This is a genomic window from Streptomyces sp. DSM 40868 (assembly GCF_011820545.1).
Classification (GTDB): domain Bacteria; phylum Actinomycetota; class Actinomycetes; order Streptomycetales; family Streptomycetaceae; genus Streptomyces; species Streptomyces eurythermus.
This window is the reverse complement of the sequence record NZ_CP050504.1, coordinates 5,328,272-5,353,917: the sequence shown is the minus strand read 5'-3', so window position 1 is coordinate 5,353,917 and position 25,646 is coordinate 5,328,272. Positions and strand designations below refer to the sequence as shown.

At 72.8% G+C, this 25,646-nt stretch carries 19 protein-coding genes and 1 pseudogene; 9 read left to right on the top strand and 11 right to left on the bottom strand.

The features are described from left to right. Positions 1-110 precede the first annotated feature (110 nt). Both HB370_RS24550 and HB370_RS24545 read left to right on the top strand, forming a co-directional pair. Complete coding sequence (locus HB370_RS24550) at positions 111-965, top strand: alpha/beta fold hydrolase (RefSeq protein ID WP_030789361.1); 855 nt, start codon at positions 111-113, stop codon at positions 963-965. A 255-nt stretch (positions 966-1,220) separates the two neighbouring features. Further along, a complete protein-coding gene (locus HB370_RS24545) occupies positions 1,221-2,735 on the top strand; it encodes a peptidoglycan DD-metalloendopeptidase family protein (protein ID WP_037702711.1) in 1,515 nt (504 codons plus the stop codon). A 40-nt stretch (positions 2,736-2,775) separates the two neighbouring features. Here the strand turns inward: HB370_RS24545 and pcrA are convergent, their stop codons facing one another. After that, complete coding sequence (gene pcrA / locus HB370_RS24540) at positions 2,776-5,247, bottom strand: DNA helicase PcrA (protein ID WP_030789355.1); 2,472 nt, start codon at positions 5,245-5,247, stop codon at positions 2,776-2,778. Positions 5,248-6,425: 1,178 nt separating this feature from the next. Between pcrA and HB370_RS42025 the strand changes: the two genes are divergently transcribed. Both HB370_RS42025 and HB370_RS24530 read left to right on the top strand, forming a co-directional pair. Next, the gene (locus tag HB370_RS42025) at positions 6,426-7,448 is read left to right on the top strand and encodes a C40 family peptidase (protein WP_244405628.1); all 1,023 of its coding nucleotides are present in this window, start codon (positions 6,426-6,428) and stop codon (positions 7,446-7,448) included. A 28-nt stretch (positions 7,449-7,476) separates the two neighbouring features. Beyond that, entirely contained in the window at positions 7,477-8,067 is a 591-nt protein-coding gene (locus HB370_RS24530) for an AAA family ATPase (protein ID WP_078637709.1), read from the top strand. Between the two features lie 51 nt (positions 8,068-8,118). On the opposite strand, the gene HB370_RS24525 is transcribed toward HB370_RS24530, so the two are convergent. Beyond that, positions 8,119-8,472, bottom strand: a complete 354-nt coding sequence (locus HB370_RS24525) for a hypothetical protein (protein ID WP_030789348.1) — start codon at positions 8,470-8,472, stop codon at positions 8,119-8,121. A gap of 473 nt (positions 8,473-8,945) precedes the next feature. On the opposite strand from HB370_RS24525, the gene HB370_RS24520 reads away from it, so the two are divergent. Beyond that, positions 8,946-10,010 (top strand): C40 family peptidase, encoded by a 1,065-nt coding sequence (locus tag HB370_RS24520; RefSeq protein WP_030794433.1) that lies wholly within the window; start codon positions 8,946-8,948, stop codon positions 10,008-10,010. 28 nt (positions 10,011-10,038) lie between these two features. Here the strand turns inward: HB370_RS24520 and HB370_RS24515 are convergent, their stop codons facing one another. Together HB370_RS24515 and HB370_RS24510 are read right to left on the bottom strand one after the other, a co-directional pair. After that, on the bottom strand, positions 10,039-10,770 hold the full coding sequence (locus tag HB370_RS24515; protein WP_030794430.1) for a response regulator transcription factor: 732 nt from the start codon (positions 10,768-10,770) through the stop codon (positions 10,039-10,041). After that, positions 10,767-12,056, bottom strand: a complete 1,290-nt coding sequence (locus tag HB370_RS24510) for an ATP-binding protein (protein WP_037703379.1) — start codon at positions 12,054-12,056, stop codon at positions 10,767-10,769. Before HB370_RS24510 ends, HB370_RS24515 begins: the two co-directional genes overlap by 4 nt. A gap of 221 nt (positions 12,057-12,277) precedes the next feature. On the opposite strand from HB370_RS24510, the gene HB370_RS24505 reads away from it, so the two are divergent. Both HB370_RS24505 and HB370_RS24500 read left to right on the top strand, forming a co-directional pair. Further along, positions 12,278-13,774 (top strand): PspC domain-containing protein, encoded by a 1,497-nt coding sequence (locus HB370_RS24505; RefSeq protein ID WP_030794426.1) that lies wholly within the window; start codon positions 12,278-12,280, stop codon positions 13,772-13,774. Further along, positions 13,761-13,976 (top strand): hypothetical protein, encoded by a 216-nt coding sequence (locus tag HB370_RS24500; RefSeq protein WP_030794424.1) that lies wholly within the window; start codon positions 13,761-13,763, stop codon positions 13,974-13,976. Before HB370_RS24505 ends, HB370_RS24500 begins: the two co-directional genes overlap by 14 nt. Here HB370_RS24500 and HB370_RS24495 read toward each other — a convergent pair. Together HB370_RS24495 and HB370_RS24490 are read right to left on the bottom strand one after the other, a co-directional pair. Then, positions 13,967-14,491: a DoxX family membrane protein gene (locus HB370_RS24495; protein ID WP_030794419.1), complete on the bottom strand. Its 525-nt coding sequence runs from the start codon at positions 14,489-14,491 to the stop codon at positions 13,967-13,969. The two genes, HB370_RS24500 and HB370_RS24495, sit on opposite strands and share 10 nt — an antisense overlap. A 123-nt stretch (positions 14,492-14,614) precedes the next feature. Then, positions 14,615-15,022 (bottom strand): annotated as a pseudogene (locus tag HB370_RS24490) (hypothetical protein); the annotation flags it as partial. Positions 15,023-15,212: 190 nt separating this feature from the next. Between HB370_RS24490 and HB370_RS24485 the strand changes: the two are divergent. Further along, entirely contained in the window at positions 15,213-15,680 is a 468-nt protein-coding gene (locus HB370_RS24485; RefSeq protein WP_030794413.1) for a pyridoxamine 5'-phosphate oxidase family protein, read from the top strand. A gap of 3 nt (positions 15,681-15,683) precedes the next feature. On the opposite strand, the gene guaA is transcribed toward HB370_RS24485, so the two are convergent. Continuing rightward, positions 15,684-17,264 (bottom strand): glutamine-hydrolyzing GMP synthase, encoded by a 1,581-nt coding sequence (gene guaA / locus HB370_RS24480; protein ID WP_030794409.1) that lies wholly within the window; start codon positions 17,262-17,264, stop codon positions 15,684-15,686. A gap of 283 nt (positions 17,265-17,547) precedes the next feature. On the opposite strand from guaA, the gene HB370_RS24475 reads away from it, so the two are divergent. Continuing rightward, positions 17,548-17,805 (top strand): chorismate mutase, encoded by a 258-nt coding sequence (locus HB370_RS24475; protein ID WP_030794406.1) that lies wholly within the window; start codon positions 17,548-17,550, stop codon positions 17,803-17,805. Between the two features lie 507 nt (positions 17,806-18,312). Here HB370_RS24475 and HB370_RS24470 read toward each other — a convergent pair. The 4 genes from HB370_RS24470 to HB370_RS24455 all read right to left on the bottom strand — a co-directional run bounded on the left by HB370_RS24470 (position 18,313) and on the right by HB370_RS24455 (position 25,518). Further along, on the bottom strand, positions 18,313-20,091 hold the full coding sequence (locus tag HB370_RS24470) for a GMC family oxidoreductase (RefSeq protein WP_030794404.1): 1,779 nt from the start codon (positions 20,089-20,091) through the stop codon (positions 18,313-18,315). A gap of 74 nt (positions 20,092-20,165) precedes the next feature. Continuing rightward, entirely contained in the window at positions 20,166-21,779 is a 1,614-nt protein-coding gene (locus HB370_RS24465) for a succinic semialdehyde dehydrogenase (RefSeq protein ID WP_030794401.1), read from the bottom strand. A gap of 246 nt (positions 21,780-22,025) precedes the next feature. After that, positions 22,026-23,714, bottom strand: coding sequence for a serine/threonine-protein kinase (locus tag HB370_RS24460; protein WP_030794398.1), 1,689 nt, complete (start codon positions 23,712-23,714; stop codon positions 22,026-22,028). A gap of 121 nt (positions 23,715-23,835) precedes the next feature. Continuing rightward, positions 23,836-25,518, bottom strand: a complete 1,683-nt coding sequence (locus HB370_RS24455; RefSeq protein ID WP_030794396.1) for a serine/threonine-protein kinase — start codon at positions 25,516-25,518, stop codon at positions 23,836-23,838. Positions 25,519-25,646: the final 128 nt, after the last annotated feature.

Here is a 25,646-nt window from a genome sequence, read left to right as displayed (position 1 = left end):
ATCCCGCACCGGGCAGTTTTACGGTGCGCGGCGAGGGGGAAATCACATGGTGGGACATGAGGCACACGGGGGACGAGGACGCCCCTCGCGTGCCGACAGGAGGTCGGCCAATGAAGGTCACCGGGGTACTGCCGCTCTTTTTCCCGTCCTGCCGCCGCCTGTGGCCCGGCAGACTGGCCGGACTGTCCGTGACGCTGCTCCGGGCCACGGCCCTGGAGGCCGCGATCCTGGCGGGCCACCTCCTGCTCTATCCGACCGGCCTGATCCGGGAGCGCCACCCCGCCGCCCTGCCCGCCCCCGACGACGGCACCGCCCGGCTGCCGGTCCGGCCGGCCCCGCCGGTCGTGCTGCTGCACGGCTTCATCGACAACCGCTCGGTGTTCGTCCTGCTGCGCCGCGCCCTCGCCCAGCACGGCCGGCAGCGCGTGGAATCGCTGAACTACTCACCGCTCACCTGTGACATCCGCACCGCCGCGGAGCTGCTCGGCCGGCACATCGAGGAGATCTGCGAGCGCACCGGCAGCGCCCGGGTGGACATCGTGGGGCACAGCCTCGGCGGCCTGATCGCGCGCTATTACGTCCAGTGCCTCGGCGGTGACCTGCGGGTGCGCACGCTGGTCACGCTGGGCACCCCGCACTCCGGGACCCGGGTGGCACCGCTGGCGGACGCGCATCCGATCGTGCGGCAGATGCGGCCGGGCTCGGCGGTGATCGAGGAGCTGGCCGGGCCCGCGCCCGGCTGCCGGACCCGGTTCGTGAGCTTCTGGAGCGACCTGGACTCCCTCATGGTTCCGCTGGAGACGGCCTGCCTGGAGCATCCCGATCTGGACGCGCACAACGTCCGGGTGAGCGGCATCGGTCATCTCGCCCTGCCCGTGCACCCGGCCGTGGCCGCCGTCATACGCGAGGCGCTCGACGCCCCGCACCCCGGGGACCGGATCACCGGCGGCCTGACGGTGGCCTGACGGCGGCCCGGGACAGGCCGCGCCGAGAAGCGCACGGGCGCCTCACAGGACGTACACAGTCGGCACAAATCGCCACTCGACGTCGAACATTCTTCGAACGCAAGGCCAAAGTCGCGTTGGGAGCCCCCGAAACACGGCCGAATGCCCGTTTCCGGCCCACGCGAAACCGTCCGAAGATTGTCGCGCCCAGGTACTGCCGGGTACAGTCGCCGCACTGCTCTGGCAGCCCCTGTTGTCGAGGCGAAAGAGAAGTTGGTGAACGACCGTCACCCGTCGGGGACGATGACCACCCCGGCCCCGGCTTCCGACGCCTCCACCGGGCACTACCCGCCGTACGGAGCACAGGAAGCCTCCTACGACGACCTCACCACGTACGACGGCTATGACGCCACCGGTTTTACCGACGGTTCCGGCGGCACGGCCTTCCACGCGGACCCCCTCTTCGGCAGCCTTCCGGGCAGCGAGCCGACCACCGGCGCGTACGGCACCGCCCAGTGGCAGACCGGCACCGGCCAGTTCCCGGCCTACGACGCGTACGCGGCCGGACATGCCGGCGCCTACGACTCCGGTGTCTACGACAGCACCGCCTGGACCGTCCCCGCGCAGGCCACCGGAAACGATGTCAGCGGCCAGTGGGACACGAGCACCTGGCAGCAGCCCGGCCCCTCGGACACCGCGGACACCACCCAGCAGTGGACATGGGGCACCCAGACCTTCGACACGGGCGCGTACGACGCCACACAGTGGAACTCCGCCGGACAGCCCGCGCCGGCCGAACCCGAGCAGGACGGGGAACCGTTCGACCGGCAGGCCACCGCGACGTTCGAGGCGGTCGGCGCCCACACCCCGGGCGGACCGGCCACGCCCACGGCCTACGAGCAGGAGCCGTACGGCGACACCGGGCTCACCGAGCCGCCGTCCGCCTCCGACGAAGCGGACGCCACCGGCGAACTGCCCGCCGTGGCCGGTCTGCTGGACGGCCAGGAGGAGATCGCCCCGGTGCCGGCGGCCCGCACGGGCTCACGCGGCGCGGCCCGCTCCCGGCGCCGTACGCCCGCCAAGCGCTCGGCGCTGCTGACCGTCGCCGTGCCCTCGGCCTGTGTGATGGGGGTCGCGGGGATCGCCGCCGCCTCGGTCAGCGCGCTCGGCGACGACTCCAAGGACACCTCCACCACCGTCGCGGACGCGCAGCCGGTCAAGCCCGCGGTCGCCAACAGCAAGCTGGACTCCCAGCTCCAGACCCTCTCCGCCGGTGCCGACGACTTCGCCGACCGGGCGAGCCGCACCCAGGAGCGGATCGACCTCAAGGCGCAGCAGGAACTGGAGAAGAAGAGGGCGGCGGCGGAGGCCGCGCTCAAGGAGCGGCTGCGCCCCAAGTTCGCGCTGCCGGTCGCACAGCACGGGCTCAGCGCCTACTACGGCCAGGCCGGCATCAACTGGATGTCGGTGCACACCGGCATCGACTTCCCGGTCTCCTACGGCACCCCGGTACTGGCCGCCACCGACGGCACCGTCACCACCAAGTGGAACAGCGCCTACGGCAACATGATGATCGTGACGGCGAAGGACGGCACGGAGACCTGGTACTGCCACCTGTCCAGCTACCGCGTCGCCTCCGGTACGACCGTCAAGGCCGGCGAGCCCATCGCCTACTCCGGCAACTCGGGCAACTCCACCGGCCCGCACCTGCACTTCGAGGTACGGCCGGCGGGCGGATCGGCCATAGACCCACTGCCGTGGCTGCGCAGCCACGGCCTGGATCCCACCTAGCCCACGGGGCCCCGCTTGCGAGCGGGGCCCTTTTCGCGGGCTACAGCTTCTCCACCGGCGCGTACCGCAGCAGCAGCCGCTTCGGCTTGGCGTCACCGAAGTCGATCGTCGCCTCCGCGTTGGCGCCCGTGCCCTTCACCGCGACGACCGTGCCGAGCCCGAACTGATCGTGGGTGACCCGGTCCCCGACGGCCAGCGCGACCACCGGCTTCTCCGCCGTGCGCCGGGTGGCGAATCCGGACGCCCCCGAAGCCGAGGAACGCGACCGGGACGAGGACAGCGAGGCCGCGACCCCGGACGCCGGCGCCGTGGCCCCGGTCCGCTTCCACTCCACATGGGTGGGCGGGATCTCCTCGAGGAAGCGGGAGGGCGGGTTGTACGACGGCTGGCCCCAGGCGCTGCGCAGCGCCGCGCGCGTGAGGTACAGCCGCTCCCGCGCGCGCGTGATGCCGACGTACGCCAGGCGCCGCTCCTCCTCCAGCTCCTTGGTCTGGCCGAGGGCCCGCATGTGCGGGAAGACGCCGTCCTCCATGCCGGTCAGGAACACCACCGGGAATTCCAGGCCCTTGGCGGTGTGCAGGGTCATCAGCGTGATGACGCCGTCGCCGTCCTCCTCGTCGGGGATCTGGTCGGAGTCGGCGACCAGGGCGACCTGCTCCAGGAAGTCGGCCAGTGTCCCCTGCTCGCCCTCCCCGCGTTCCTGCTCGAACTCCAGGGCGACGGCCGCGAGTTCCTGGAGGTTCTCGATCCGGGTCTCGTCCTGCGGGTCGGTGGAGGACTGGAGTTCGGCCAGATATCCGGTGCGCTCCAGGACCGCCTCGAGGACGGTGGCCGGTCCGGCGCCGGACTCGACGATCGTGCGCAGTTCCTCCATCAGCGCGTTGAACCGCTTGACCGCGTTGGTGGAACGCGCGGCCATGCCGTACGCCTCGTCCACCCGCTTCAGGGCCTGCGGGAAGCTGATCTTCTCGCGCTGGGCGAGGGCGTCGACCATCGCCTCCGCGCGCTCGCCGATGCCCCGCTTGGGCACGTTGAGGATGCGGCGCAGCGGCACCGAGTCCTCGGGGTTGGCGAGGACGCGCAGGTAGGCGAGGACGTCCCGGACCTCCTTGCGCTCGTAGAAGCGGACGCCGCCGACGACCTTGTAGGGCAGGCCGACGCGGATGAAGACCTCTTCGAAGACGCGGGACTGGGCGTTGGTGCGGTAGAAGACGGCGACGTCCGAGGCGCGTGCCTCGCCCGCGTCGACCAGGCGGTCTATCTCGTCGGCGACGAACTGGGCCTCGTCGTGCTCGGTGTCGGCGACGTAACCGACGATCCGGGAGCCCTGGCCGGCGTTGGTCCACAGGTTCTTCGGGCGGCGGGACTCGTTGCGCTCGATGACCGCGTTGGCGGCGGACAGGATGGTCTGCGTGGAGCGGTAGTTCTGCTCCAGCAGGATCGTCGTCGCGTCCGGGTAGTCCTCCTCGAACTGGAGGATGTTGCGGATCGTCGCGCCCCGGAAGGCGTAGATCGACTGGTCCGCGTCACCTACGACGCACAGCTCGGCCGGCGGGACGTCGTGCTCGCCCGTCGGGGCGTCCGTCCCGTCGGCGGCGGGCTCCCCCGTGCCCACGAGTTCCCGCACGAGGGCGTACTGGGCGTGGTTGGTGTCCTGGTACTCGTCGACCAGGACGTGCCGGAAGCGGCGGCGGTAGTGCTCGGCGACGTCCGGGAAGGCGCGCAGCAGGTTGACCGTCGTCATGATCAGGTCGTCGAAGTCCAGCGCGTTGGCCTCGCGCAGCCGCGACTGGTAGAGCGCGTACGCCTGCGCCAGGGTCTTCTCGAAGCCGTCGGTGGCCTGGGCGGCGAAGTCCTCCTCGTCGATCAGCTCGTTCTTCAGATTGCTGATCTTCGCGCTGAAGGACTTGGGCGGGAAGCGCTTGGGGTCGAGGTCCAGGTCGCGGCAGACCAGGGCCATCAGGCGCTTGCTGTCGGCGGCGTCGTAGATCGAGAACGACGAGGTGAAGCCGAGCTTCTTGCTCTCCCGGCGCAGGATGCGCACGCACGCGCTGTGGAAGGTCATCACCCACATCGCGTTCGCGCGCGGGCCGACGAGCTGCTCGACGCGCTCCTTCATCTCGCCCGCGGCCTTGTTCGTAAAGGTGATCGCGAGGATCTGGCCCGGGTGGACGTTCCGCTCGGCCAGCAGGTGGGCGATGCGGTGGGTGAGCACCCGGGTCTTGCCGGAGCCGGCGCCGGCGACGATGAGCAGCGGGGAGCCGGCGTGCACGACAGCGGCGCGCTGGTTCTCGTTCAGTCCCTCCAGGAGGGCCGCCGGGTCCAGCGCGGGGCGCGGGGCGCCGTCGCGGTAGTGGGTGTCCCGGTCCGGCGGCATGTCGAACTTCCCGCCGAACAGATCGTCCGGAATCGGCTCCGGGAGGTGATCGTCCTCGGGCGGCGGGGGCTCCTCCTCGTGCCCGCGAGGGGCCTGGAGGTCCGCCAGGAAGCTGTCGTCAAAGAGGCTGCTCATCGCTCTCCGAGTCTAGGGCGCCCCACCGACAACCGGTCGCCGTCCCCGGAACATGGCCCGTTTCCGGGGCGGTTGATCTTCTCCGCGCGCCGCGTCACCCAGCGGAAACGCCTGGTCACCAGCGGGCGCCCCGACCCCCGGGGCACGGAAATGTATCGGACATGGCGTGCGCCAACCTTCACAGAAGACTCACGAGTTGGCTAGGTTGCCGTCAGGCCGCACGACCACCCTCCGGCGAACGTCGCCGGGCCGTACGGCCTCCGCCGAGTCCGGCACGCCCCGCGCGGTGCCCGGAGCCGGGGACCCACCGATCCTGGGCCGAATCGGCCGACTCCCGCCCGGGACGAAGCCGTGGGGCGCCCCTTGCCGGCACCCGCCCGAGCCCACCGGCAGGCGGCAGCACGGAAGGAGTGGCCCCCTTGGCGTCGCACCGCAAGCCGCGCCCCGGCGGCAGCCAGCCGGCAGGCGTCCACACCCCGACCCTGGCCGCCGCCGCCCTGACCTCCATGACGGTGTTCTCCCAGCCCGCCGAAGCCGCCCTCGCGACCGGCCGGGGCGTCCCGACCCCGGAGGAGGTAGCCCGCAAGATCGACGACTTCTACCGCCAGGCGGAGTCGGCACTGGAGGCTTCCGCCGAGGGCGGCGGCGCCAGGGGGCGGTGGGGGCGCGGGGAGCAGCGGGGAGCGCGTGCGGCGCGGGAGGGGCGTGGGGACCGGGACGGGTGGAGCGAGGATGCGCGGGCGCGCGTCACCGACGGGGCCGGTCGCGGGAAGCGGGGGGCACGCACGACCGAGGGCAGTGGAGACGTTGAGCGGGCCCGGCTTGCCGACGCGGCCGGGCCCGGGGAACGGGACGGGCGCGGGGAGTGGCGAGCACGCGGGGAACGGGACGGACGGGCCGACGGCAGAGGGCGGGGTGAGCGCGCCTGGCGCGCGGACGCGGCCGGGGGCGGGCCACGGGCCGCAAGCGCCGGACAGGGCGGGGATGCCGGGTGGAAGGGGCGTCCGGAACCGGCCGGGTGGGCCGTGCCGGCCGAGCGTGCCGAGGCCCCACGTGTCGCTGACGGCAGCCTTCAGCGGCTCCGTGACGAGGTCGCTCGGCGGGCCCGGCAGCGCCCTCTGCCCGGCGCGCGAGGCAAGATCCCGGCTCAGCGGGGCACTGGGCAGTCCGGGCCGGGCATGAGCCAGGCCGGGCCCGGCACCACACAGGCCGAGCCGGGCATCGGCCGGACCGGGCCCGGCGCGGGGCAGGCAGAGCGGCGCATGGACCAGACCGGGCGTGGTGTCCACCACACCGGGCACAGCGCGCCGGGCGTCGATGAGCCCCGGCGCGGTACCGATCACCCCTGGCACGGTGCCGGCGGCCCCACCGCACTTGGGACCAGCCACGCCAAGCACAACACCGTGCAGGCCACGCTCGGGACCGGCAACGCCAGGCTCGACACCGTCCAGGTCCCCCGCGGCACCGACCACGCTCCGCTCGGGACCTACCAGGTCAGCCGCAGTACCGGCCATGCCAGCCGCAGTACCGGCGAAGCCGAACGCGCCGCCACGCCCACCGGGAGCCCGGCGACCGTCACCCCGCCTCTCCGAGCCGCGGCGCCGCGTCAAGCCATGCAGGCCCCGCCGGCCGCCGCCCAGGAACCCGTCGGCGTGGCGGTACCGCCGGGCAGCCGTCCGGAGTCCCTCGCACGTCGGCCGGTCACCACCGTCAGCCGTCCGGACACCCCCTTCAGCGGGCCGAAGGCCGCCAAGGTGGTCACCAGGGAAAAGCTCACCCACGCGCGCGTGCTGCTGTCCCAGCGGATCGCCCAGGCCCCCGGCACACCCCCGGGAACGTACGCGACCAAGGCCGGCGAGGCCGTCGCCTTCGCCCGTGCCCAGCTCGGCAAACCGTGCGTGTGGGGCGCCTCCGGCCCCGGCTCCTACGACTGCGCCGGGCTCACCCAGGCCGCCTGGAAGTCCGCCGGTGTGACCCTCCCGCGCACGGCGCCCGAGCAGGCCGGCGTCGGCATCCCGGTACCGCCGGCCGAGGCGCGCCCCGGTGACCTGGTCTTCTTCCACGACGACGCCGGCCACGTAGGACTCTGCACGGGCGACGGCATGATGATCCACGCGCCGAGGCCGGGTGCGTACGTCCGCGAGGAACCGGTCTCAGTCCTCGGCGAGGCGGCCGTCCACAGCGTGGTGCGGCCGGGCTGACGCCGACGCGGATCCGACATCAGACGCCATGACTCCCCCCACAGCCCAGAACCGACCGGACGGGGCCTCACGCCGCACCGACCCCGTGACCGACAACGTCTTCGTGATCGTGTCCGGCCTGCCCGCCAGCGGAAAGAGCACCCTCTCCTACCGCCTCGCCGATGGACTGGGATGGCCCGTCATCGACAAGGACGCGATCCTCGAAACCCTCTTCGACTCCCTCGGCGTCGGCGACCACACCTGGCGGCACCGGCTCAGCCGCGCCGGCGACGACATCCTCTTCACCATCGCCGCCCGGGCCACGCACGCCGTTCTCGACAACTGGTGGCACCACGACACCGCACCCGAACGCCTGCGTCAGCTCGATGCCCGCCTGATCGAGATCTTCTGCGACTGCGACCCGGCCCTCGCCGCGGAGCGCTTCCTGCGACGCACCCGTCACCCGGGCCACCTCGACCCGCGGCTCACCCCCGGGCAAGTCGCGGAGCGCGTCGCCACCATCCGCGCCACCTACCCAGGCCCCCTACGCCTGGGCGGCCCACTGCTGACCATCGACACCAGCCGGCCCCTCGACATCCCCGCCCTCGTCAAAGACGTCCGCGGCCTCCTGGACACCTGAGCAGCCCACGGCCCCGCCCGATGCCGGAACCGCGACGGGGCGCGCCGGGGATCAGGTCCACAGGACGGCGATGAAGATGTTGGCCATGGTCAGCAGGCCGACCAGTCCGAAGACGCCCTTGTCGATCCGCTCCTCGTCGCGCTTCACGTAGACGAGGCCCAGGATCACGATCAGCAGGGCCAGCTTCACCCCGAGCTTGATGTTGTTGAGGTGGTGGTCGTCGGCCTGGTTGAGCCCGACCAGAACCACACCGGTGACCAGCATGGTGAGCGCGCCGTGCAGCATCCCGGGCACGAACCGGGCCGTGCCCTGGCCCATCGCCTTCATCTGGGTGAGGAAACCGCCGAGCAGCGCGGCGATGCCGATGATGTGCAGGCCGACGAAGAGATGGATGAGTACGTCCATGAGCCGGAGCCTAACGAGCGCCCACCCACCGTCCCGCCACCGACCCCCGCCGCCACCCCCCACCTCCAGGAACGACCCTGCTGACGGCCCCGGCGACCCCCTGCTCCCCACCTCCCGAACCCCGTAGCGATCATGCATAAATGCGCCCCATAGCACCCCACCACCCCCGCCAGTAACCATTTCCTCTCTTTGATCACCACGCTCCGTGAAGGCGACGACTCCGGAACAACCAGGTGATCCCATACGGTCACACATCGACCGACGGGAACCAGTTCCGTACACCGCGTTACCCACCCGTCACCATCCGTTTTAGCGTCCTCCCCCAGGTGACCGGCTCCCCATCGCCGCCCGCGGCAACCGGCCACCACCGCCGAGAAAGGCCCGGCGGCGGCCACTCCCCCTGTACGGGCCGCCGCGGGGCACGTACCGATCGCTCGGTGGTACGAGTCGTAGGAAGGACGTGACGGTTCCAGGTGGCAGCCCACCGCAAGCCCCCGCAACGCCCGCTCACCGGCCATACGGTCCGGACGGCCGCCACTCTCGCCCTGGCGGGCGCGGCCGCCGCGACCTGCTTCGACGGCACGGGACACGCCGCGCCCCAGCCGACTCCGTCCCAGGTGAAGGCCCGGGTGGCGGCGTTGTACCGGGAGGCCGAGGCCGCGACCGAGAAGTACAACGGGGCGAAGGAGGAGGCGGACGCGGCCCAGCGGCGGCTGGGCGCGCTGCAGGACGAGACCGCCCGCAGGCAGCAGAGGCTGAACACGGTCCGGAACGCCCTGGGCTCGATCGCGGCGGCGCAGTACCGGGACGGCGCGATCGCCCCGGCCTGGCAACTGGCCCTCTCCAGCGACCCCGACCGGTACCTGGACGGTGCCGCCCTCGCCGAGCGGGCCGGCGACCGGCAGGCCGCCGCGGTGTCAGGGGTCCGCCGGCAGTTGCGGGAGATCGAGCGGCTGCGCGGCGCCGCACGCGTCGAGGTGAAGTCGCTGCGGTCCCGGCAGGCCGAGCTGCGCCGCCACAAGAAGACCGTCACCGGCAAGCTGGAGGAGGCCCGGCGGCTGCTCGCCCGGCTGTCTCCACGCCAACGCGACGCGATCACCGGCGCCGACGCCCCGGCGGAACGTGTCTCCCGGTCGGCCGCCGATCCGCGGGAGCCGCTGGAGCGGGCCGAATCCGTCCCGGCCTCCAGCGGGCGCGCGGCGGCGGCCGTCGCCTACGCCTACGGCAAGCTCGGCAGCCCCTATGTGTGGGGTGCCACCGGTCCGAACGCCTTCGACTGCTCTGGCCTGGTCCAGGCCGCCTACCGCGCCGCCGGTCTCTCCCTGCCGCGCACCTCCTACGCCCAGATCGACGCGGGCCGGCGGATCTCCCGCTCGGAGCTGCGCCCGGGCGACCTGGTGTTCTTCTACCCGGGCATCAGCCACGTCGGCATCTACGTGGGCGGCGGCCGGATGATCCACGCCCCGAACCCGTCGGCTCCGGTCCGCCTGGACCCGATCGGCCAGATGCCGTTCGCGGGGGCGACCAGGGTGGCCTGATGGACGGGGACGGGCGGGCCCTTGGGGGTCAGACCAGCCGGCGCGCGGTCGCCCAGCGGGTCAGCTCGTGCCGGTTGGACAGCTGGAGCTTGCGCAGGACCGCCGAGACATGGGACTCGACGGTCTTCACCGAGATGAACAGCTGCTTGGCGATCTCCTTGTAGGCGTAGCCCCGGGCGATCAGGCGCAGCACCTCGCGTTCCCGCTGGGTGAGGCGGTCCAGATCCTCGTCCACGGGCGGGGCGTCGGTGGAGGCGAAGGCGTCCAGGACGAACCCGGCCAGCCGCGGGGAGAAGACGGCGTCGCCCTCCTGGACGCGGAAGATCGAGTCGATCAGGTCGGCCCCCGTAATGGTCTTGGTGACATAGCCGCGGGCGCCGCCGCGGATCACCCCGATCACGTCCTCGGCGGCGTCCGACACGGACAGCGCGAGGAAGCGGACGGGCCGCTCGGCGTCGGCCGTCAGCGCCGCGCACCGGCGCAGCACCTCGACCCCGCCGCCGCCCGGGAGGTGCACGTCGAGGAGGACCACCTCGGGCCGGGTGGCGGTGATGACCGCGACCGCCTGGTCGACGTCCGCTGCCTCGCCGACCACCTCGACGCCGGTCTCGGCGGTCTGGCCGATCTCGGCCTGGACGCCGGTGCGGAACATCCGGTGGTCGTCCACAAGCACCACCCGCACATGCCGCCCGTCCGCGCCGGCACCTGGCCGGCCCTCCGCCGCCCCCACCGTGCCGTTCGCCTCGGTCGCGTCGCTCATGACGTCTTCTCCGCCCTCTCCGTCTCCAGCTCGACCTCGGTGCCGCCGTCGGGCACCGCCCGCAGCCGGGCCGTGCCGCCGTGGCGCTCCATGCGGCCGATGATCGATTCTCTGACACCCATGCGGTCGGCGGGTATCGCGTCGAGGTCGAAGCCGGGACCGCGGTCCCGCACGGACACGAAGACCGATTTCCCCTCGACTTCGGCGTAGACCTGTACGGCACCGCCCTCGCCACCGTACTTGGCGGCGTTCACCATGGCCTCGCGCGCGGCCTGCATCTGCGCTCCGGTCCTCTCGTCCAGCGGGCAGTCGCCGACGATGACGACCTCGATGGGCACGCCGTGCTTGTCCTCCACCTCCGCGGCGTTGCGCCGCACCGCCTCGGCGACCGTGCCCGGCTCGTCGTCCTCGTCCTTGCCGGTGCCCTCCGGCTTGTAGAGCCAGGTGCGCAGGTCGCGTTCCTGGGCGCGGGCGAGGCGGCGCACCTCGCTCGCGTTCTCGGCGTTGCGCTGGATCAGGGTGAGGGTGTGCAGCACGGAGTCGTGGACGTGGGCGGCCACCTCGGCGCGTTCCTGGGCGCGGATGCGCATCAGGCGCTCCTCGGAGAGGTCCTGGGTCATGCGGACCAGGTAGGGACCGGCGAGAAGGGTGATGCCGACGAGCACGGCGAGCGCGGCCTGCAGGACCGCGCCCAGATGAGCGGTCGATCCCTGGAGGACGAAGACGGCCGTGACCCCGGCCGTGACGAGCAGGACGCCACCGGCCGCGCGCAGCAGGGTGAGGGTGCGGCGCCGCCGGCCGGCTTCGACCCAGCGGGCCCGGCGGGCGTTGTCCGCCTGGCGCCAGACGAGGGCGACACCGGCCGCGACGAGCACGGCGGGCACCAGATACGCCTTGGTCGCGCTGCCGAGATTGACGCTGCGCACGAAGATCATGGAGACGATGACCATGAGGAGCAGGGCGGCGATCTGTCCCCGGTCCGGTCTGCGGGCCATCAGTCTGCGCCGGCCGTCCGGTGTGGTCTCCGCTCCCACCAGCGAGGGCTTCTGGTCGCCGACGCCACCGATGCCGAGCGGGACGAAGAACCAGAACGCGGCGTAGAGCAGCGCTCCGAGGCCGTCGGCCATGAGCAGGCCGGCGAAGACGAGCCGCACCCAGACGACGGGCAGCCCGAGATGCCCGGCGAGCCCTCGCGCCACTCCGCCGAGCCAGCGTCCGTCGCTGCTGCGGTAGAGCTTGCGCGGGGGCCGCGGGTCGTCGAGTGGCAGGCTTGCGGCTTCCGGCATGCCAACGATGGTCACACGGGCGGCGGGGCGGAGCATCAGGGTCGGCCCCGGAGACGCCCCTGATCTTCCGTCGGGGCCGGTCCGGGTGGGCGGCTCGTGCGGGGTTGCCCGGCGGTCCGTGCCGCTCGAACGCTTCCCCGCCCCGCCTCAGGGACGATTTCAGGGTTGGCCCAGGGTCGTCCCGACTGCCGCCGGGGCGGCCGGGCGGTCACCATGGACGCATGACCGATCACGAGCACGCCGCGACGGGTCCGGGACCCGGCCCCGGCCCGCGCCCGGCCCCGGGCACCGGGCCGACGGATGCCGCGCCCGCCGCGACGGGAGAGAGCGGAGCGGCCGGCCCCGGCTCCCCCGCCCACCCCGGCTTCCGCCCCCGTTCCCGAGGCGGCGCCGCTTCCGCCGCGCAGGAGCCGGAGCGGCAGGAGCGCCCCCGGCTTCCCGAGCGGTTCCGGCGTGACCGCAGGCACAAGATGATCGCGGGCGTGTGCGCGGGGCTGGGGCGGCAGACCGACATGGACCCGGTGATCTTCCGGATCACACTGGCCGTGCTGTCCGCGACGGGCGGCCTGGGTCTCATCTTCTACGGCTTCGCCTGGCTGCTGGTGCCGTACGAGGACGAGGAGGAGAACGAGGTCCGCAAGCTGTTCACGGGCCGGGTCGACGGCCAGGCGCTGGCCGCGGTCCTGTTCGCGCTGGTCGGCTGCGGGATCTTCCTGACGATGCTGAGAAACGGCGGGGTGCTGGCGTTCGCCACGGTGCTCTCGCTGCTGCTCGCGGGCGCGGGGTACTGGTCGAGACGCCGTGGTGCCGCCGATCACGATCCGCTGGCGGCGCAGGCCGCCGCCGACGCGCCGCCGGAGGCCCAGGCGCCGCCGGTCGTCACCTTCTATCCCTCCTGGTGGCGTGATCCGATCGTCAAGGACGGCACCCATGTCGGCGGCACCGGCTATCTGTGGGGTCCCGGTGACGTCCGCGGACGGGACCTCACCTCGGTCCTGGACGTCGGCATCGCCACCCCCTGGACACACCCCGGGGCGATACCCCCGCCGGCGGCCGAGCCCCCGAGACCGCGCGGCCCGCGCTGGATCGGCGGCTGGGTGTTCCTGCTCGCCCTGCTGGCGGGCGGCCTGGGCACCTGGTCCGGCTGGCACACGCACCCGCTCGGCACCAATCTGCAGGCCGGTCTGTCCTGCGCGCTGGCGGTGTTCGGACTGGGCATGGCGTTCAGCGCGTTCCTGGGCCGGACGGGGGCCGGGACGGTGTTCTGGGCGCTGGTCACGGCGGCCCTGCTCGCCGGGGCGGCGGCGCTGCCCCGGGACATCACCGCCGACTGGAAGGAGGCGACCTGGAAGCCGGACGCGGTGGCCCAGGTGCGGTCCGAGTACGACCTCGGCACGGGGCGGGGCACGCTGGACCTGACCCGGGTGCACCCGGCCCCCGGGCAGACGGTCGCCACGGACGCCCGGGTGGGTGCGGGAAACCTGAAGGTGATCGTGCCGGCGGATGTGACCGTGCGGATGGACCTGGATGTGGGGGTGGGCGACATCCGGTTGCCCGGGGACCGTGGAGAGGACGTGGACGTGCTGCCCGGCAGACATCGGAACGTGACGCTGGCACCGGCCAAGGGCACGGGCGGAGTGTCCCGGACGCCGGGCGCGCTGGATCTCACGCTCGGCGTGGGAGTGGGACAGGTGGAGGTCAGCCGTGCTGCGTCATGAGTTCCAGCCCGGGAAGCTGGTCGCCGGGCTCTTCCTGACCGCCACCGCCGTGGTCTACGCGGGGGACGCGGGCGGCCTGTGGGACACCCCGTGGTTCCTGGTGGTTCCGCTGGTGGTGGGCGGCCTGTGTCTGGCCGGCGCCACGGCCGTGCTGGCCCGGGCGATACGCGGGCGGGGCGGCGCCGAGGAAAGTCAGCGGTAGCCGCCGGGCCACCGCCGGGCCCGCCAGGCGGCGTCCACGGAGAAGTAGGGCGCGCCGGCGAGGATCAGGGGGAGCCAGGCCATGAGGTAGGCGAGGTCGTTGCCGTAGTAGTAGGGGGTGGTGGCCCAGCTCACCGTCAGCCAGAGGCTGAGCGAGATCAGCGCGCCGCCGAGCGCGGCGAGGCGGCCGAGGAGACCGAGCAGGGTGGCGATGCCGACGGCCAGCTCCCCGAGCGCGATGGCGTAGCCGAAGCCGACCGGGCTCTTCAGGGCCAGGTCGATCAGGGCGGGGATCGCGGCGGAACCGCGGGCGGCGCGCATGGTGTCACCGATCGAGCCGACGCCGGCGGAGTGCATGAAGGCGCTGTCGGTGAGCTTGTCCAGGCCGGCGTAGACGAAGGTGGCACCCAGGAAGAGGCGCAGCGGCAGCAGGGCGTAGTGGGTGGCGGTGTCCCGGAGGCCGCGGGGTTCGTTCAGCCGGGGAATGCGCGTATCCGTCCGCATGCCTTGAGTCATCGCTACAAGCCGCCTTTCACCCGCTGAGCCCCCTGATGTGACGATACGTATGACGAAGGGAGCCCGTTCAATCCTGTCCTGGATGATTTTCCGGATTTCGGCCCTCCGCGGCGAGCCCGCCCCTCACTCCGTCACCTGGAGCGGGTACCGGTTCGTCGCCACCCCGGCGGCCGTCACCACCTGGACGTCCACCGCTCCGGGCTCCACGTCCGCGGGTACGGGCACGGTCAGGGTGGTGTCCGTGGGATTGCGGAAGCCTCCGGTGACGGGGATCAGGGGGACGTGGACGTCGACCGCGCCGATGCGGAGGACCGTCCGGGAGAGCCGGTCGGCGCTCTGGGCGCCGGGCGGGACGAAGCCGCTGCCCCGGAACTCGGAGTCGTCACCGGTGCGGACCGGGCCGTCGAGGTCGCCGGGCTCCCGGGCGCGGACCACCGAGTGGATCACCGGCCGGCCGCCCTCGGCGTACTTGCCGGCCAGATAGGTCGCCGCCGAGATCAGGACGATCACACCCAGGCCCCAGGGCAGGTCGGCGGCGCGCGGCCGGTCGGTGGGCAGCGGCAGGGGCGGGGTGGGCCCGTGTGGATCCTCCAGCGGGCGCTTGCCGTACGGCCGGAAAGTACCGCCGGCCGGTGCGAAAGGGCAGAGCCGTCCGGTGAAGATGACGTGCGCGATGAAAACCCGACAGGAGATGTCGGGATGGGGCGGCAGGCTGGCGCGTATGAACTGGAAAGGCTTCCGTACCGCCGTGCCCGAGCTGGCGGCGGTCACCGAGGAGCGCTTCGGCGCGTACCGGCATCACGTCCTCGCGACCCTCCGCAGGGACGGCTCGCCCCGCACCTCCGGTCTGGAGGTCAGGTTCCTGGACGGGGAGCTGTGGCTCGGCATGATGCCGCGTTCCCTGAAGGCCCTGGACCTGCTCCGCGACCCGCGTTTCACCCTCCAGGCCAACCCCGGCGACGGCACGGACCTGGGCGGCGGCGACGTCCGGATCAGCGGGCGGGCGTACGAGGTCGGGGAGGGCGCGGCCAAGGCCGCCTATGTGAAAGAGGTGGAACCGCCGCAGCCGTTCCACCTCTTCCGCACCGAGCTGACGGAGGTCGTCCGCACCTACGTCGAGGACGACAGGTATCTGGTCGTCCAGGTCTGGCAGCCCGGTGAGCCCCTGCGCACGCTCAAGCGTGCCTAGGGCCTACTCCCACTCGATCGTCCCCGGCGGCTTGCTCGTCACGTCGAGGACGACCCGGTTGACGTCACGGACCTCGTTGGTGATCCGGGTCGAGATGCGGGCGAGGACGTCGTAGGGCAGCCGGGACCAGTCGGCGGTCATGGCGTCCTCGGAGGAGACCGGGCGCAGCACGATCGGGTGACCGTAGGTGCGGCCGTCGCCCTGGACGCCCACGCTGCGGACGTCGGCGAGCAGGACCACCGGGCACTGCCAGATGTCGCGGTCCAGGCCGGCCGCGGTCAGCTCCTCGCGGGCGATCGCGTCGGCCTCACGCAGCAGGTCCAGCCGCTCCTTGGTGACCTCGCCGACGATCCGGATGCCGAGGCCGGGGCCGGGGAAGGGCTGGCGCTGGACGATCTCCTCCGGCAGCCCCAGCTCCTTGCCGACCATGCGGACCTCGTCCTTGAACAGCTTGCGCAGCGGCTCGATCAGCTTGAACTCGAGGTCCTCGGGCAGGCCGCCGACGTTGTGGTGCGACTTGATGTTCGCGGTGCCGGTGCCGCCGCCGGACTCCACCACGTCCGGGTAGAGGGTGCCCTGGACCAGGAACTCCACGGCCGGGCCCTCGTCGGCGATGATCTCGGCCTGCGCCTGCTCGAAGACGCGGATGAACTCCCGGCCGATGATCTTGCGCTTCTCCTCGGGGTCGGTCACCCCGGCGAGCGCCTTCAGGAAGCGCTCCTCGGCGTCGACGACCTTCAGCTGGACGCCGGTGGCCGCGACGAAGTCCTTCTCGACCTGCTCGGTCTCGCCCTTGCGCATCAGGCCGTGGTCGACGTAGACGCAGGTCAGCTGGGAGCCGATGGCCTTCTGTACGAGGGCGGCGGCGACGGCGGAGTCCACCCCGCCGGACAGCCCGCAGATCGCGCGCTTGTCGCCGACCAGCTCGCGGATGGCCTGGACCTGCTCCTCGATGACGTTGCCGGTGGTCCAGTCCGGCTTCAGCCCGGCACCGCGGTAGAGGAAGTGCTCCAGCACCTGCTGGCCGTGCGTGGAGTGCATGACCTCGGGGTGGTACTGGACGCCGTAGAGCTTCTTGTCGTCGTTCTCGAACGCGGCGACCGGGACGACGTCCGTGGACGCGGTGACCGTGAAGCCCTCCGGGGCGGCGGAGCAGGCGTCACCGTGGGACATCCACACGTGCTGCTCCTCCGGGGTGCCCTCGAAGAGGGTGGAGGACGACCTGGAGACGTGCAGGTCGGTACGGCCGTACTCGCGGGCGCCGGTGTTGTCGACGGTGCCGCCGAGGACCTGCGCCATCAGCTGGAAGCCGTAGCACATGCCGAAGACGGGGACGCCGGACTCGAAGATCTCGCGGTCGAGGCGGGGCGCGCCCTCCTCGTACACCGACGAGGGGCCGCCGGAGAGGATGATCGCCGCGGGCTTCTTGGCGAGCATCTCGCTGACCGGCATGGTGCTCGGCACGATCTCGCTGTAGACCCGCGCCTCGCGGACGCGACGGGCGATGAGCTGGGCGTACTGCGCGCCGAAGTCGACGACCAGGACGGTGTCGGGGGTGGCGGCAGACTGGGTCGCTGATGACACGGGGTGCCTTCTGGTGGTCGGGCGGGGGTCTGTGCTTCCGATTCTAACGGGGTGGCCGCCGGACCTCCGAGACAAGCCGCCGTGGCATACTGACCGCATGCGCAAGCACTCGACCTTCGTCTTTACCTATGGCACCCGGCCCGCCGGCTGCCATGGTCGTGCTGCTTGAGCCAACCGCCAAGCGACTTCCCAGGCGCCCCGGGCCGACAAGGCCCGGGGCGCCTGTCGTATCACCGGGTTCTGTCGTCCCAGGGCTTCCGCCACCCCCTTCGAGGAGCACCGGATGACCACCACCACCCCAGAAGCGGCCATCGCCGACGCCCGTGAGCGCATCGACGCGCTCGACGACCGGATCATCGGCCTGATCCAGGAGCGGATGGCCGTCTCCGCCGTCGTCCAGCAGACCCGGATCGCCTCCGGCGGGCGGCGGGTGCACCTGTCCCGCGAGATGGAGATCCTCGCCCGCTACCGGGACGCCCTCGGCAAGCCCGGCACCGGCCTCGCCATGACCCTGCTGGAGCTGTGCCGGGGTCGCGTCTGAGTTCCGTCCCGCTCTCACCCGTACGACACCGTGACCGGCCCGCGTGCCGCTTCGTTGAGGGGGGTGTGTCCGTGCCAGCCAGGGGCGGGCGACAGAACCACGCGTGGCTCACCGGAGCGATGAGGTGTACGGGTCGTGCCGTACACCGTGGGACCTCGCTCCGCGACGTGACCGGACGGCAGGGGACAGCTGCCCGGTCATCGAAGAGAACGGCCGGCTCCGGGGACGCCCGGGGCCGGCCGGCGGAAAACCGCAGACAGTACGTGGCGCGGCGCCGGTCCCGGGCATCGGCGCCGATTCGAGCAAGGGCCCCGCGGCCCCTCCGTCCCGCGGGGCCCTTCGCCCTGCCCGCCCGACCACACCCACGTACTGTGACTTAGATCACACACAAAGTGCGGCCTTGGCGAGCAACCCTTCCAGCTCTCGGTTGATCAAACCTGCCGGATCAAGAAGCGGTGGCCGGGACCTGCTTTCGGAGGGGGATGCAGGTCCCGTCCCTCGTGCCGGTCACTTCTTCGGCGGCACCGCCGGCACTCCCAGGAACGGCAGCCGCAGCGCGCCGAACGCGTCCGCCGGGACCACCGGCGCCTTGGGCTCCACCGGCGCCAGCCGCTCGTACGCCGCTCCCTGCGCCGGACGCGGATCCTCCTCGCCCTTGTTCGGCCAGAACGACATCGCCCGCTCCGCCTGCGCGGTGATCGTCAGCGACGGGTTGACGCCCAGGTTCGCCGAGACCGCGGCGCCGTCCACGACCGAGATGCCGGGGTGGCCGTAGAGCCGGTGGTAGGGGTCGATCACACCGGTCTCCGGGGAGTCGCCGATGGGGCAGCCGCCGAGGAAGTGCGCGGTGAGCGGGGTGCCCATCAGCTCGCCGATGTTGCTGCCGGCGAAGCCGTTGATCTCGGCGGCGAGCGCGGAGGCGGCCTCGGTCGCGGCCCTGATCTGCTTGGGGTTGGGCGCGCCGTGCCCCTGCCGGGCGGTGAGCAGGCCCCTGCCGGGCCCGGCGGGCTTCAGGTACGTGGTCAGCGAGTTGTCCAGGGACTGCATGACCAGGCCGATGATGGTCCGCTCCGACCAGCGCCGGTTGGACAGCGAGCGGGCGACCTGGACCGGGTGCCGGGCCGCGTTCGCCAGCCAGGCCAGCACGCGCGAGGACCCTTCCGTGTACGGCACCTGGAGGATGGACAGGCTGCCCATCGCGTTGGAGCCCTTGCCGTAGCGGACCGGCTCGATGTGGGTGTTCTCGTCGGGGTGGATCGAGGAGGTGATGGCGACGCCCCGGGTGAAGTCGGCCCTCGGCGCGCCGGTCGCCCGGCGGTAGCGGCGGTCGTCGGTCTGCGCGCCCACCAGCGCCTCGGAGTTGGTGCGGGTCAGGTCGCCGAGCCGGGGGGACAGGTACGGCAGCTGGCGGCCCGCCTTCATGCGGTGCAGCAGGGTCTGGGTGCCGTAGGTGCCGGCCGCGAGGACGACCCTGCGGGCGGTGAGGATCCGGCCGTCGGCCTTCCGTTTCCGGTCCGTGGGCAGGGTCGCGACCGCGTAGCCGCCGCGCGAGTCGTCGGTGACGGACACGACCGTGGTCATGGGGTGGACGACCGCGCCCGCCTTCTCGGCGAGGTGGAGGTAGTTCTCGTTGAGGGTGTTCTTCGCGCCGTGCCGGCAGCCGGTCATGCACTCGCCGCACTCGGTGCAGGCCCGCCGGTCGGGCCCGGCCCCGCCGAAGTACGGGTCGGGCACCCGCTCGCCGGGCCGGGCCGTCGCCTTGCCGTCGGCGTCCTGGCCGTCCCCGAAGAACACGCCCACCGGGGCGGCATGGAAGGTGTCGCCGACGCCCATCCGCCCGGCCGCCGCCTTCAGATGGACGTCGGAGGGGGTCATGGTGGGGTTGAGCCGCACCCCGAGCATGCGCCGGGCCTGGTCGTAGTACGGCTTCAACTCCTCCTGCCAGTCGGTGATGTGCCGCCACTGGGGGTCGTCGAAGAACGCCTTCGGCGGTACGTAGAGGGTGTTGGCGTAGTTGAGCGAGCCGCCGCCGACGCCCGCGCCGGCCAGCACCATGACGTTGCCCAGCAGGTGGATGCGCTGGATGCCGTACATGCCGAGCCGGGGCGCCCAGAGGTAGTTCTTCAGGTCCCAGGAGTTCTTCGGGAGGGTGGCGCGGGTGAAGCGGCGGCCCGCTTCCAGTACACCGACTTTGTAGCCCTTTTCCGTCAGGCGCAGGGCGGACACCGAGCCGCCGAAGCCGGAGCCGACGATGATGACGTCGTAATCGTAGGCGTCCTGGGGCACGTGTTCTCCTCGTTGAGTGGTGCGTGCGGGCCGTCTGTGGTTGCGCGCGCGGTTCCCCGCGCCCCTGGGGTCGGTTACCTGAACCGGAAGGCCTTCATCAGACGCAGGCTCGTGCTCATGAACCGGGCGTACGCCTCGTCGTCCATGCCCAGCGAGGGCGCCATGGGCAGCAGCCGCTGCTGGGCGACGGTCTGGGCCTCGGTGTACTTGAGGATGCCCTCGGAGCCGTGGCGGCGGCCGAGGCCGGAGTCCTTCATGCCGCCCATCGGGGACTGGGCGCTGCCGTAGGCGGGCGCGTAGCCCTCGTTGACGTTGACGGTGCCGGTGCGCAGACGGGCGGCGATGTCCCGGCCGCGGCGGGCGTTCGTCGTCCACACGGACGCGTTCAGGCCGTACGGCGTGGCGTTGGCGCGCTCCACCGCCTCGTCGTCGGTCCGGAAGCGGTAGACGGAGACGACCGGGCCGAAGGTCTCCTCCTCGCAGACGGCCATGGCGGGCTCGACGCCGTCGAGGATGGTGGGCTCGAAGAAGTACGGGCCGATGTCGGGGCGGGCCACACCGCCCGCGATCACCTCGGCGCCCTTGGCGACGGCCTCCTCGACGTGCCGCTGGACGGTCTTCAGCTGGCGTTCGCCGACCAGCGAGCCCATGTCGGCGCCGTAGGCGAGGAAGTTGCCGAGCCGCATGGCCTTGGTGCGGGCGGCGAACCGGTCCAGGAAGGTGTCGGCGACGGACTCGTGGACGTAGAGCCGCTCGATGGAGATGCACAGCTGGCCGGCGGAGGAGAAGCAGGCCCGGACGGCACCGGCGGCGGCCTTCTCGATGTCGGCGTCGTCCAGCACCAGCATGGCGTTCTTGCCGCCGAGTTCGAGGGAGACGCCGACCAGGCGGGCGGCGGCGCCCACGGCGACCTCGCGGCCGGTGCGGGTGGAGCCGGTGAAGGAGACGTAGTCGGCGTGCCTGACCAGCTCGGGGCCGACGACCGGGCCCTCGCCGAGGACGACCTGGAAGACGCCGTCGGGCAGCCCGGCCTCGATCAGCAGGTCCCGCGCCCACAGCGCGGTGAGGCAGGTCTCGGTGTCCGGCTTCATCACCACGGCGTTGCCCGCGACGAAGGCGGGCAGGGCGTCGCCGACGGACAGCTCCAGCGGGTAGTTCCAGGGGGCGATCTGGCCCACCACCCCGCGCGGATGGCGCAGTTCGGTGACCTTCGTCAGGACCGGGACGGCGCCGGTGTGCCGCCTGGGCCGCAGATAGGCGGCGGCGCGGCGGCCGTAGTGCCGGGCGGCGACGGCGACGGCCTGTACCTCCTCGTGCGCGTGCAGGCGGGCCTTGCCGGTCTCCAGCTGGATCAGGTCCAGTACTTCGGCCTGCCGCTCCAGCACCAGGTCGTGGAAGCGCAGCAGCACGGCGGCGCGCTGCCGTACCGGGGTCGCCGCCCACACGGTCTGCGCGGCGCGGGCCGCCGCGAAGGCGTCCCGGACGTCGTCCGGGGTGGACTCGGGCAGGTCGGCCAGCTTCTCACCGGTGAAGGGGGCGTGACTGGCGGTACGGCCGGAGCCTGTGACGCCCTTGGTGAGCCGGGCCAGCAGCTGCGGGGTGACCACGTCGGCGGCGGTACGGGCGCCGTCGGGAGCGGGCGCGAGCGGGTTGGTACCGGCGATGTCCGGGGCCTGCGTGTCCGTCATGACGCGCAGGGTATGCCGCGGCACGGCCTTTGTGTACCCGTCGGTAACGCGGATTCACCGACCGCTCACATCCTGCCAGTGATCACTGGCAGAGAATGCGCTGATCAGGGCGTTGGCGGGGGACGATCAGCCGGCTCCGGGTTTTTTCGCCGGCGCCGGGGCGAGGGGCCCCGGGGTACGGCGGCGGAGCGGGACGAGCGTGCCCGGCGCCGCCGTCGCAACGGGGCAGCCCTCGTACGGCGGCCCTCATCCGCCGGCCGAAAAGGTGTCCACGGCCACGTCGAAGTACTCCCGCGCCTCGCGGACCTTGCCGACCGGCGCGGACACCCACACGTCGTACAGCCTGCCGTTCTCCTCCCAGCACAGGTCGTAGGTGTGGCGCGGGCCCTCCGCCGGGCTGAAGCCGTTCCAGGTGAACTCCCAGAAGGCGGCCCGGTGTCCGGCGTGCGTGGTGGGGGTGACCCGGCCGTCGTGGTAACCGGGGTTGTTCTCGGGGCCGGCGGCGGCGGACCGCTCCAGCACGCCCCGGGGGCCGCCGGGCTGCGGGCCGGTGACCTTGACCCCGAGGCGGAAGGTCTGCCCCGGCGAGAGGTAGTAGACGCGTTCGCCGCGCGGGCTGCGGACGAAGTCCTCCGGGACGGCGAGGGAGAAGCCGGCCGGGTCGTGGGCCGTGCGGTAACCGGAGGGCGCGGTGTGCGCGCCGGTGCCGGGCGGGCTGGTGCGCCCGGAGGGAGTGGCCGGCGTCGGGGTGGGTGCCGTACCCGTGGTGCCGGTCGCCGGGGTGGTGGCCGTGCCGCCCGGGGTGCCGCCGCCGGTGCCCCCGCTCTGGTGCAACAGCAGCGTGGCGGCCGACACGCCCGCACCGGCCAGCGCGGCGACGAGCAGCGCCGCCACCAGCGCCCCGCGCGGGGCCGGGCGGGCCGGGGGCGGCTGTGCATTCGGGTGGGCGGGACCGAGCGGCGGCGGCCCGTGGGGCAGGTCCGGGCGGGTCGGCGAGTAGGCCACCGGGGACTTGTGGGTGCGGCCGCCGCCGATCCGGTGCAGGCGCCCGACGCCGTGCGCCCCCGCCGGACGGTGGCCGCCCGGCGCGGCCGGGGTCCGGCCGGTCTCCAGGTACGTCCGCAGCATCCACTCGGCGTCCGCCGCGCCCAGCCGCCGGTCGGGATCGCGCTCCAGCAGCCCCAGGACGACGGGCAGCAGCGGCTCGGCCTGGGCCGGCGGACGGATCTCGGCGGAGACGACAGCGTGCAGGATGCCGCCCAGCGAGTCGCGCCGGAACGGCGATTCACCGCTGAGCGCCGTGCACAGCAGCGCGCCCAGCGACCACAGGTCGGACTCCGGCCCGGTGCGCAGCCCGGACATCCGCTCCGGCGCGGTGTATTCGGGCGAGCCCACGAAGGAGCCGGTCTCGGTGAGCGTGGTGGCGCCCTCGACCTGGGCGATGCCGAAATCGGTGAGCACGACCCGGTCGGTGCCGGACTCGATCAGGACGTTCGCGGGCTTGATGTCCCGGTGCAGCACGCCCGCCTCGTGGGCGGTGTGCACCGCGCTCAGCAGGGCGATGCCGATCCGCGCGGCCTCGGCGGGGCCGACCGGGCCGTCCCGGGCGATCCGTTCGGCGAGTGACGGGCCGTCGACCAGTTCCATCACGAGATACGGCCGGCCGTCGTGCTCCACCACGTCGTGGACGACGATGATGTGCGGATGCCGTAACTGGCAGACCGCGCGGGCCTCGCGGAAGGTACGGTCGCGGCGGCGGCGCGCGTCGTCGTCCGGGAGCGAGTCGTCCGGAAGGAACTCCTTGACCGCCACCCGACGGCCCAGCACCTCGTCGCTCGCCCGCCACACGACGCCCATGCCGCCGCGTCCGACGCGTTCCTCCAGGCGGTAACGGCCCGCGATCAGCCGGAAGCCGCCGGCTCCCTCGGTCCCCATGCGCCCCATCATGCCGCAGCGGGCGCCCGTGTCCTCGAAATCCGGTCGCGGTCCGGGGGCATGCGGATCACCGGTCGGACAGCCGTTCCCGGCGCGGACGGCGCAGTCCGGGGCGCTGGGTTCAGCGCGGCTCCTGCCAGCCCTGGAGCACCGCCTTGAACTGCTTGCTGGTCCGGTCCCAGTCCGCGGCGGGCGAGGATATGTAGATCACGTACTCGGTGCCGTCGCGCGAGATGTACGTCTCCTCCGCGGCGCGCCGCGGCCCCGGGAAGGCGCTGTCCTTCGCCAGCGCGGTCCAGGTGTACTCCCAGACGGAGCCGCCGAGGTCGCGGTAGACGTTCTTCTCCAGCCGGACCCGCTGGTAGTCGGCCAGCCGCCGGGAGAGCTGGCCGTCCAGGTCGAGCTGGTGGGAGTAGGCGTCCTTGAAGTCGGGCGAGGTGTCGATGGCGATGCGGACGAAGTGCTCGCCGCCGTCGGGCGTGTAGTCGACCTGCCGGAGGTCGCCGGGCACCCCGACGACCCTGCGCGACCAGCCCTCGGGCAGGTAGAGACCGAAGCCCCACTCGTCGTCGTAGCGGCGCCAGGAGGCCGGGATCGTGCCGTCGGTGCCGGGCGTGGCGCTGCCGCTCACGGAGGTGGACGGCGTGGCCGGGCCTCCGTTCGGGGCGCCGCCGTCCCCGGTGGTGCTCCACTTCTGCACGGCCACCGCGGCGCCGGCGCCGAGCACGGCCGCGAGGGCCACGACGAGCGCGAGGGTGCGCAGCCGGCGGCGGGGCCGGGCCGGGACGCCGGCCGGGCCGGACGGTACGGGTGCCACGGCCGTCGGACCGGTGCCGGCACCGGTCGCGCCCATGGCTCCGGGAAGGGTGCCGCCCGTCGGGTAACCGTGCGGGCGATGGCCCGGATCGGCCGCCCCGGGGGTGTGCCCGCCCGCGCCCCGGGCCGGCGGGAACTCCCGCGCGTCCCGCGCGGTGCGCGGCGTGCGCCCCTCCGCCGCCTCGGCGAGCATCCGCTCCGCCTCCTCGACGCCGGGCCGCCCGGCCGGGTCCTTGCACAGCAGGGCGGCGATGACCGGAGCGAGCGGACCGGCGTGGCGCGGGGCGTCCGTGTCCTCCTCGACGATCGCCTGCATGGTGCTCAGCGGCGAGGTCCGCCGGAACGGCGAGCGGCCCTCGACCGCCGTGTACAGCGTGGCGCCGAGCGCCCACAGGTCGGAGGCCGGGCCGGGGTCGTGCCCGCGCACCCGCTCGGGGGCCAGGTAGTCGACGGAGCCGACGACCTCACCGGTGCGGGTGATGGTGGAGTCGCCCTCTATCTGGGCGATGCCGAAGTCCGTCAGCAGCACCCGACGGTCCTTGCCGAGCAGGACGTTGCCGGGCTTGACGTCCCGGTGCAGCACACCGGCGGCGTGCGCGGCGCGCAGCGCCCGCAGCACCCACAGCCCTATCCAGGCGGCCTCCGCCGGCTCCACGCGGCCCCGCTCCCGGACCACGTCGGCCAGCGAGTCGCCCTCGACCAGTTCCATCACGATCCACGGCCGGCCGTCGTGTTCGAGCACATCGTGCACGGTGACGACCGCGGAGTGGTTGATGCGCGCGGCGGCCCGCGCCTCGGCACGGGTCCGGGCGAGCAGCACGGCCCGGTCGCCGTCGGAGGCGTAGAGCGCGGCGGTCAGCTCCTTGACGGCGACCATCCGGTGCAGCACCTCGTCGTGGGCGCGCCACACCCGGCCCATGCCGCCGCTGCCGATGGAATCGGCGAGCCGGTAGCGGCCTGCTACGAGCAGACCCTGCTTCTGATTCACGTTGCCCCGCAATGCTCTTGACAGGGCCAGACTAAGGACCGGCCTCCCCCCAGGGAACCAGCGGGGTACACCGGTGACCGCACTGTGACGATGGTCGTTTCCGCGCGAGAGGGGGGAACCGTGGTCCC

Bases quoted from the DNA above. Each gene is read 5' to 3' on its own strand.
- HB370_RS24550 (WP_030789361.1), top strand. From the start codon at position 111: ATGAAGGTCACCGGGGTACTGCCGCTCTTTTTCCCGTCCTGCCGCCGC.
- pcrA (WP_030789355.1), bottom strand. From the start codon at position 5,247: ATGAGCAGCCTCTTTGACGACAGCTTCCTGGCGGACCTCCAGGCCCCT.
- HB370_RS42025 (WP_244405628.1), top strand. From the start codon at position 6,426: ATGAGCCAGGCCGGGCCCGGCACCACACAGGCCGAGCCGGGCATCGGC.
- HB370_RS24530 (WP_078637709.1), top strand. From the start codon at position 7,477: ATGACTCCCCCCACAGCCCAGAACCGACCGGACGGGGCCTCACGCCGC.
- HB370_RS24525 (WP_030789348.1), bottom strand. From the start codon at position 8,472: ATGGACGTACTCATCCATCTCTTCGTCGGCCTGCACATCATCGGCATC.
- HB370_RS24515 (WP_030794430.1), bottom strand. From the start codon at position 10,770: ATGAGCGACGCGACCGAGGCGAACGGCACGGTGGGGGCGGCGGAGGGC.
- HB370_RS24510 (WP_037703379.1), bottom strand. From the start codon at position 12,056: ATGCCGGAAGCCGCAAGCCTGCCACTCGACGACCCGCGGCCCCCGCGC.
- HB370_RS24505 (WP_030794426.1), top strand. From the start codon at position 12,278: ATGACCGATCACGAGCACGCCGCGACGGGTCCGGGACCCGGCCCCGGC.
- HB370_RS24495 (WP_030794419.1), bottom strand. From the start codon at position 14,491: ATGACTCAAGGCATGCGGACGGATACGCGCATTCCCCGGCTGAACGAA.
- HB370_RS24485 (WP_030794413.1), top strand. From the start codon at position 15,213: ATGAACTGGAAAGGCTTCCGTACCGCCGTGCCCGAGCTGGCGGCGGTC.
- HB370_RS24475 (WP_030794406.1), top strand. From the start codon at position 17,548: ATGACCACCACCACCCCAGAAGCGGCCATCGCCGACGCCCGTGAGCGC.
- HB370_RS24465 (WP_030794401.1), bottom strand. From the start codon at position 21,779: ATGACGGACACGCAGGCCCCGGACATCGCCGGTACCAACCCGCTCGCG.
- HB370_RS24460 (WP_030794398.1), bottom strand. From the start codon at position 23,714: ATGGGGACCGAGGGAGCCGGCGGCTTCCGGCTGATCGCGGGCCGTTAC.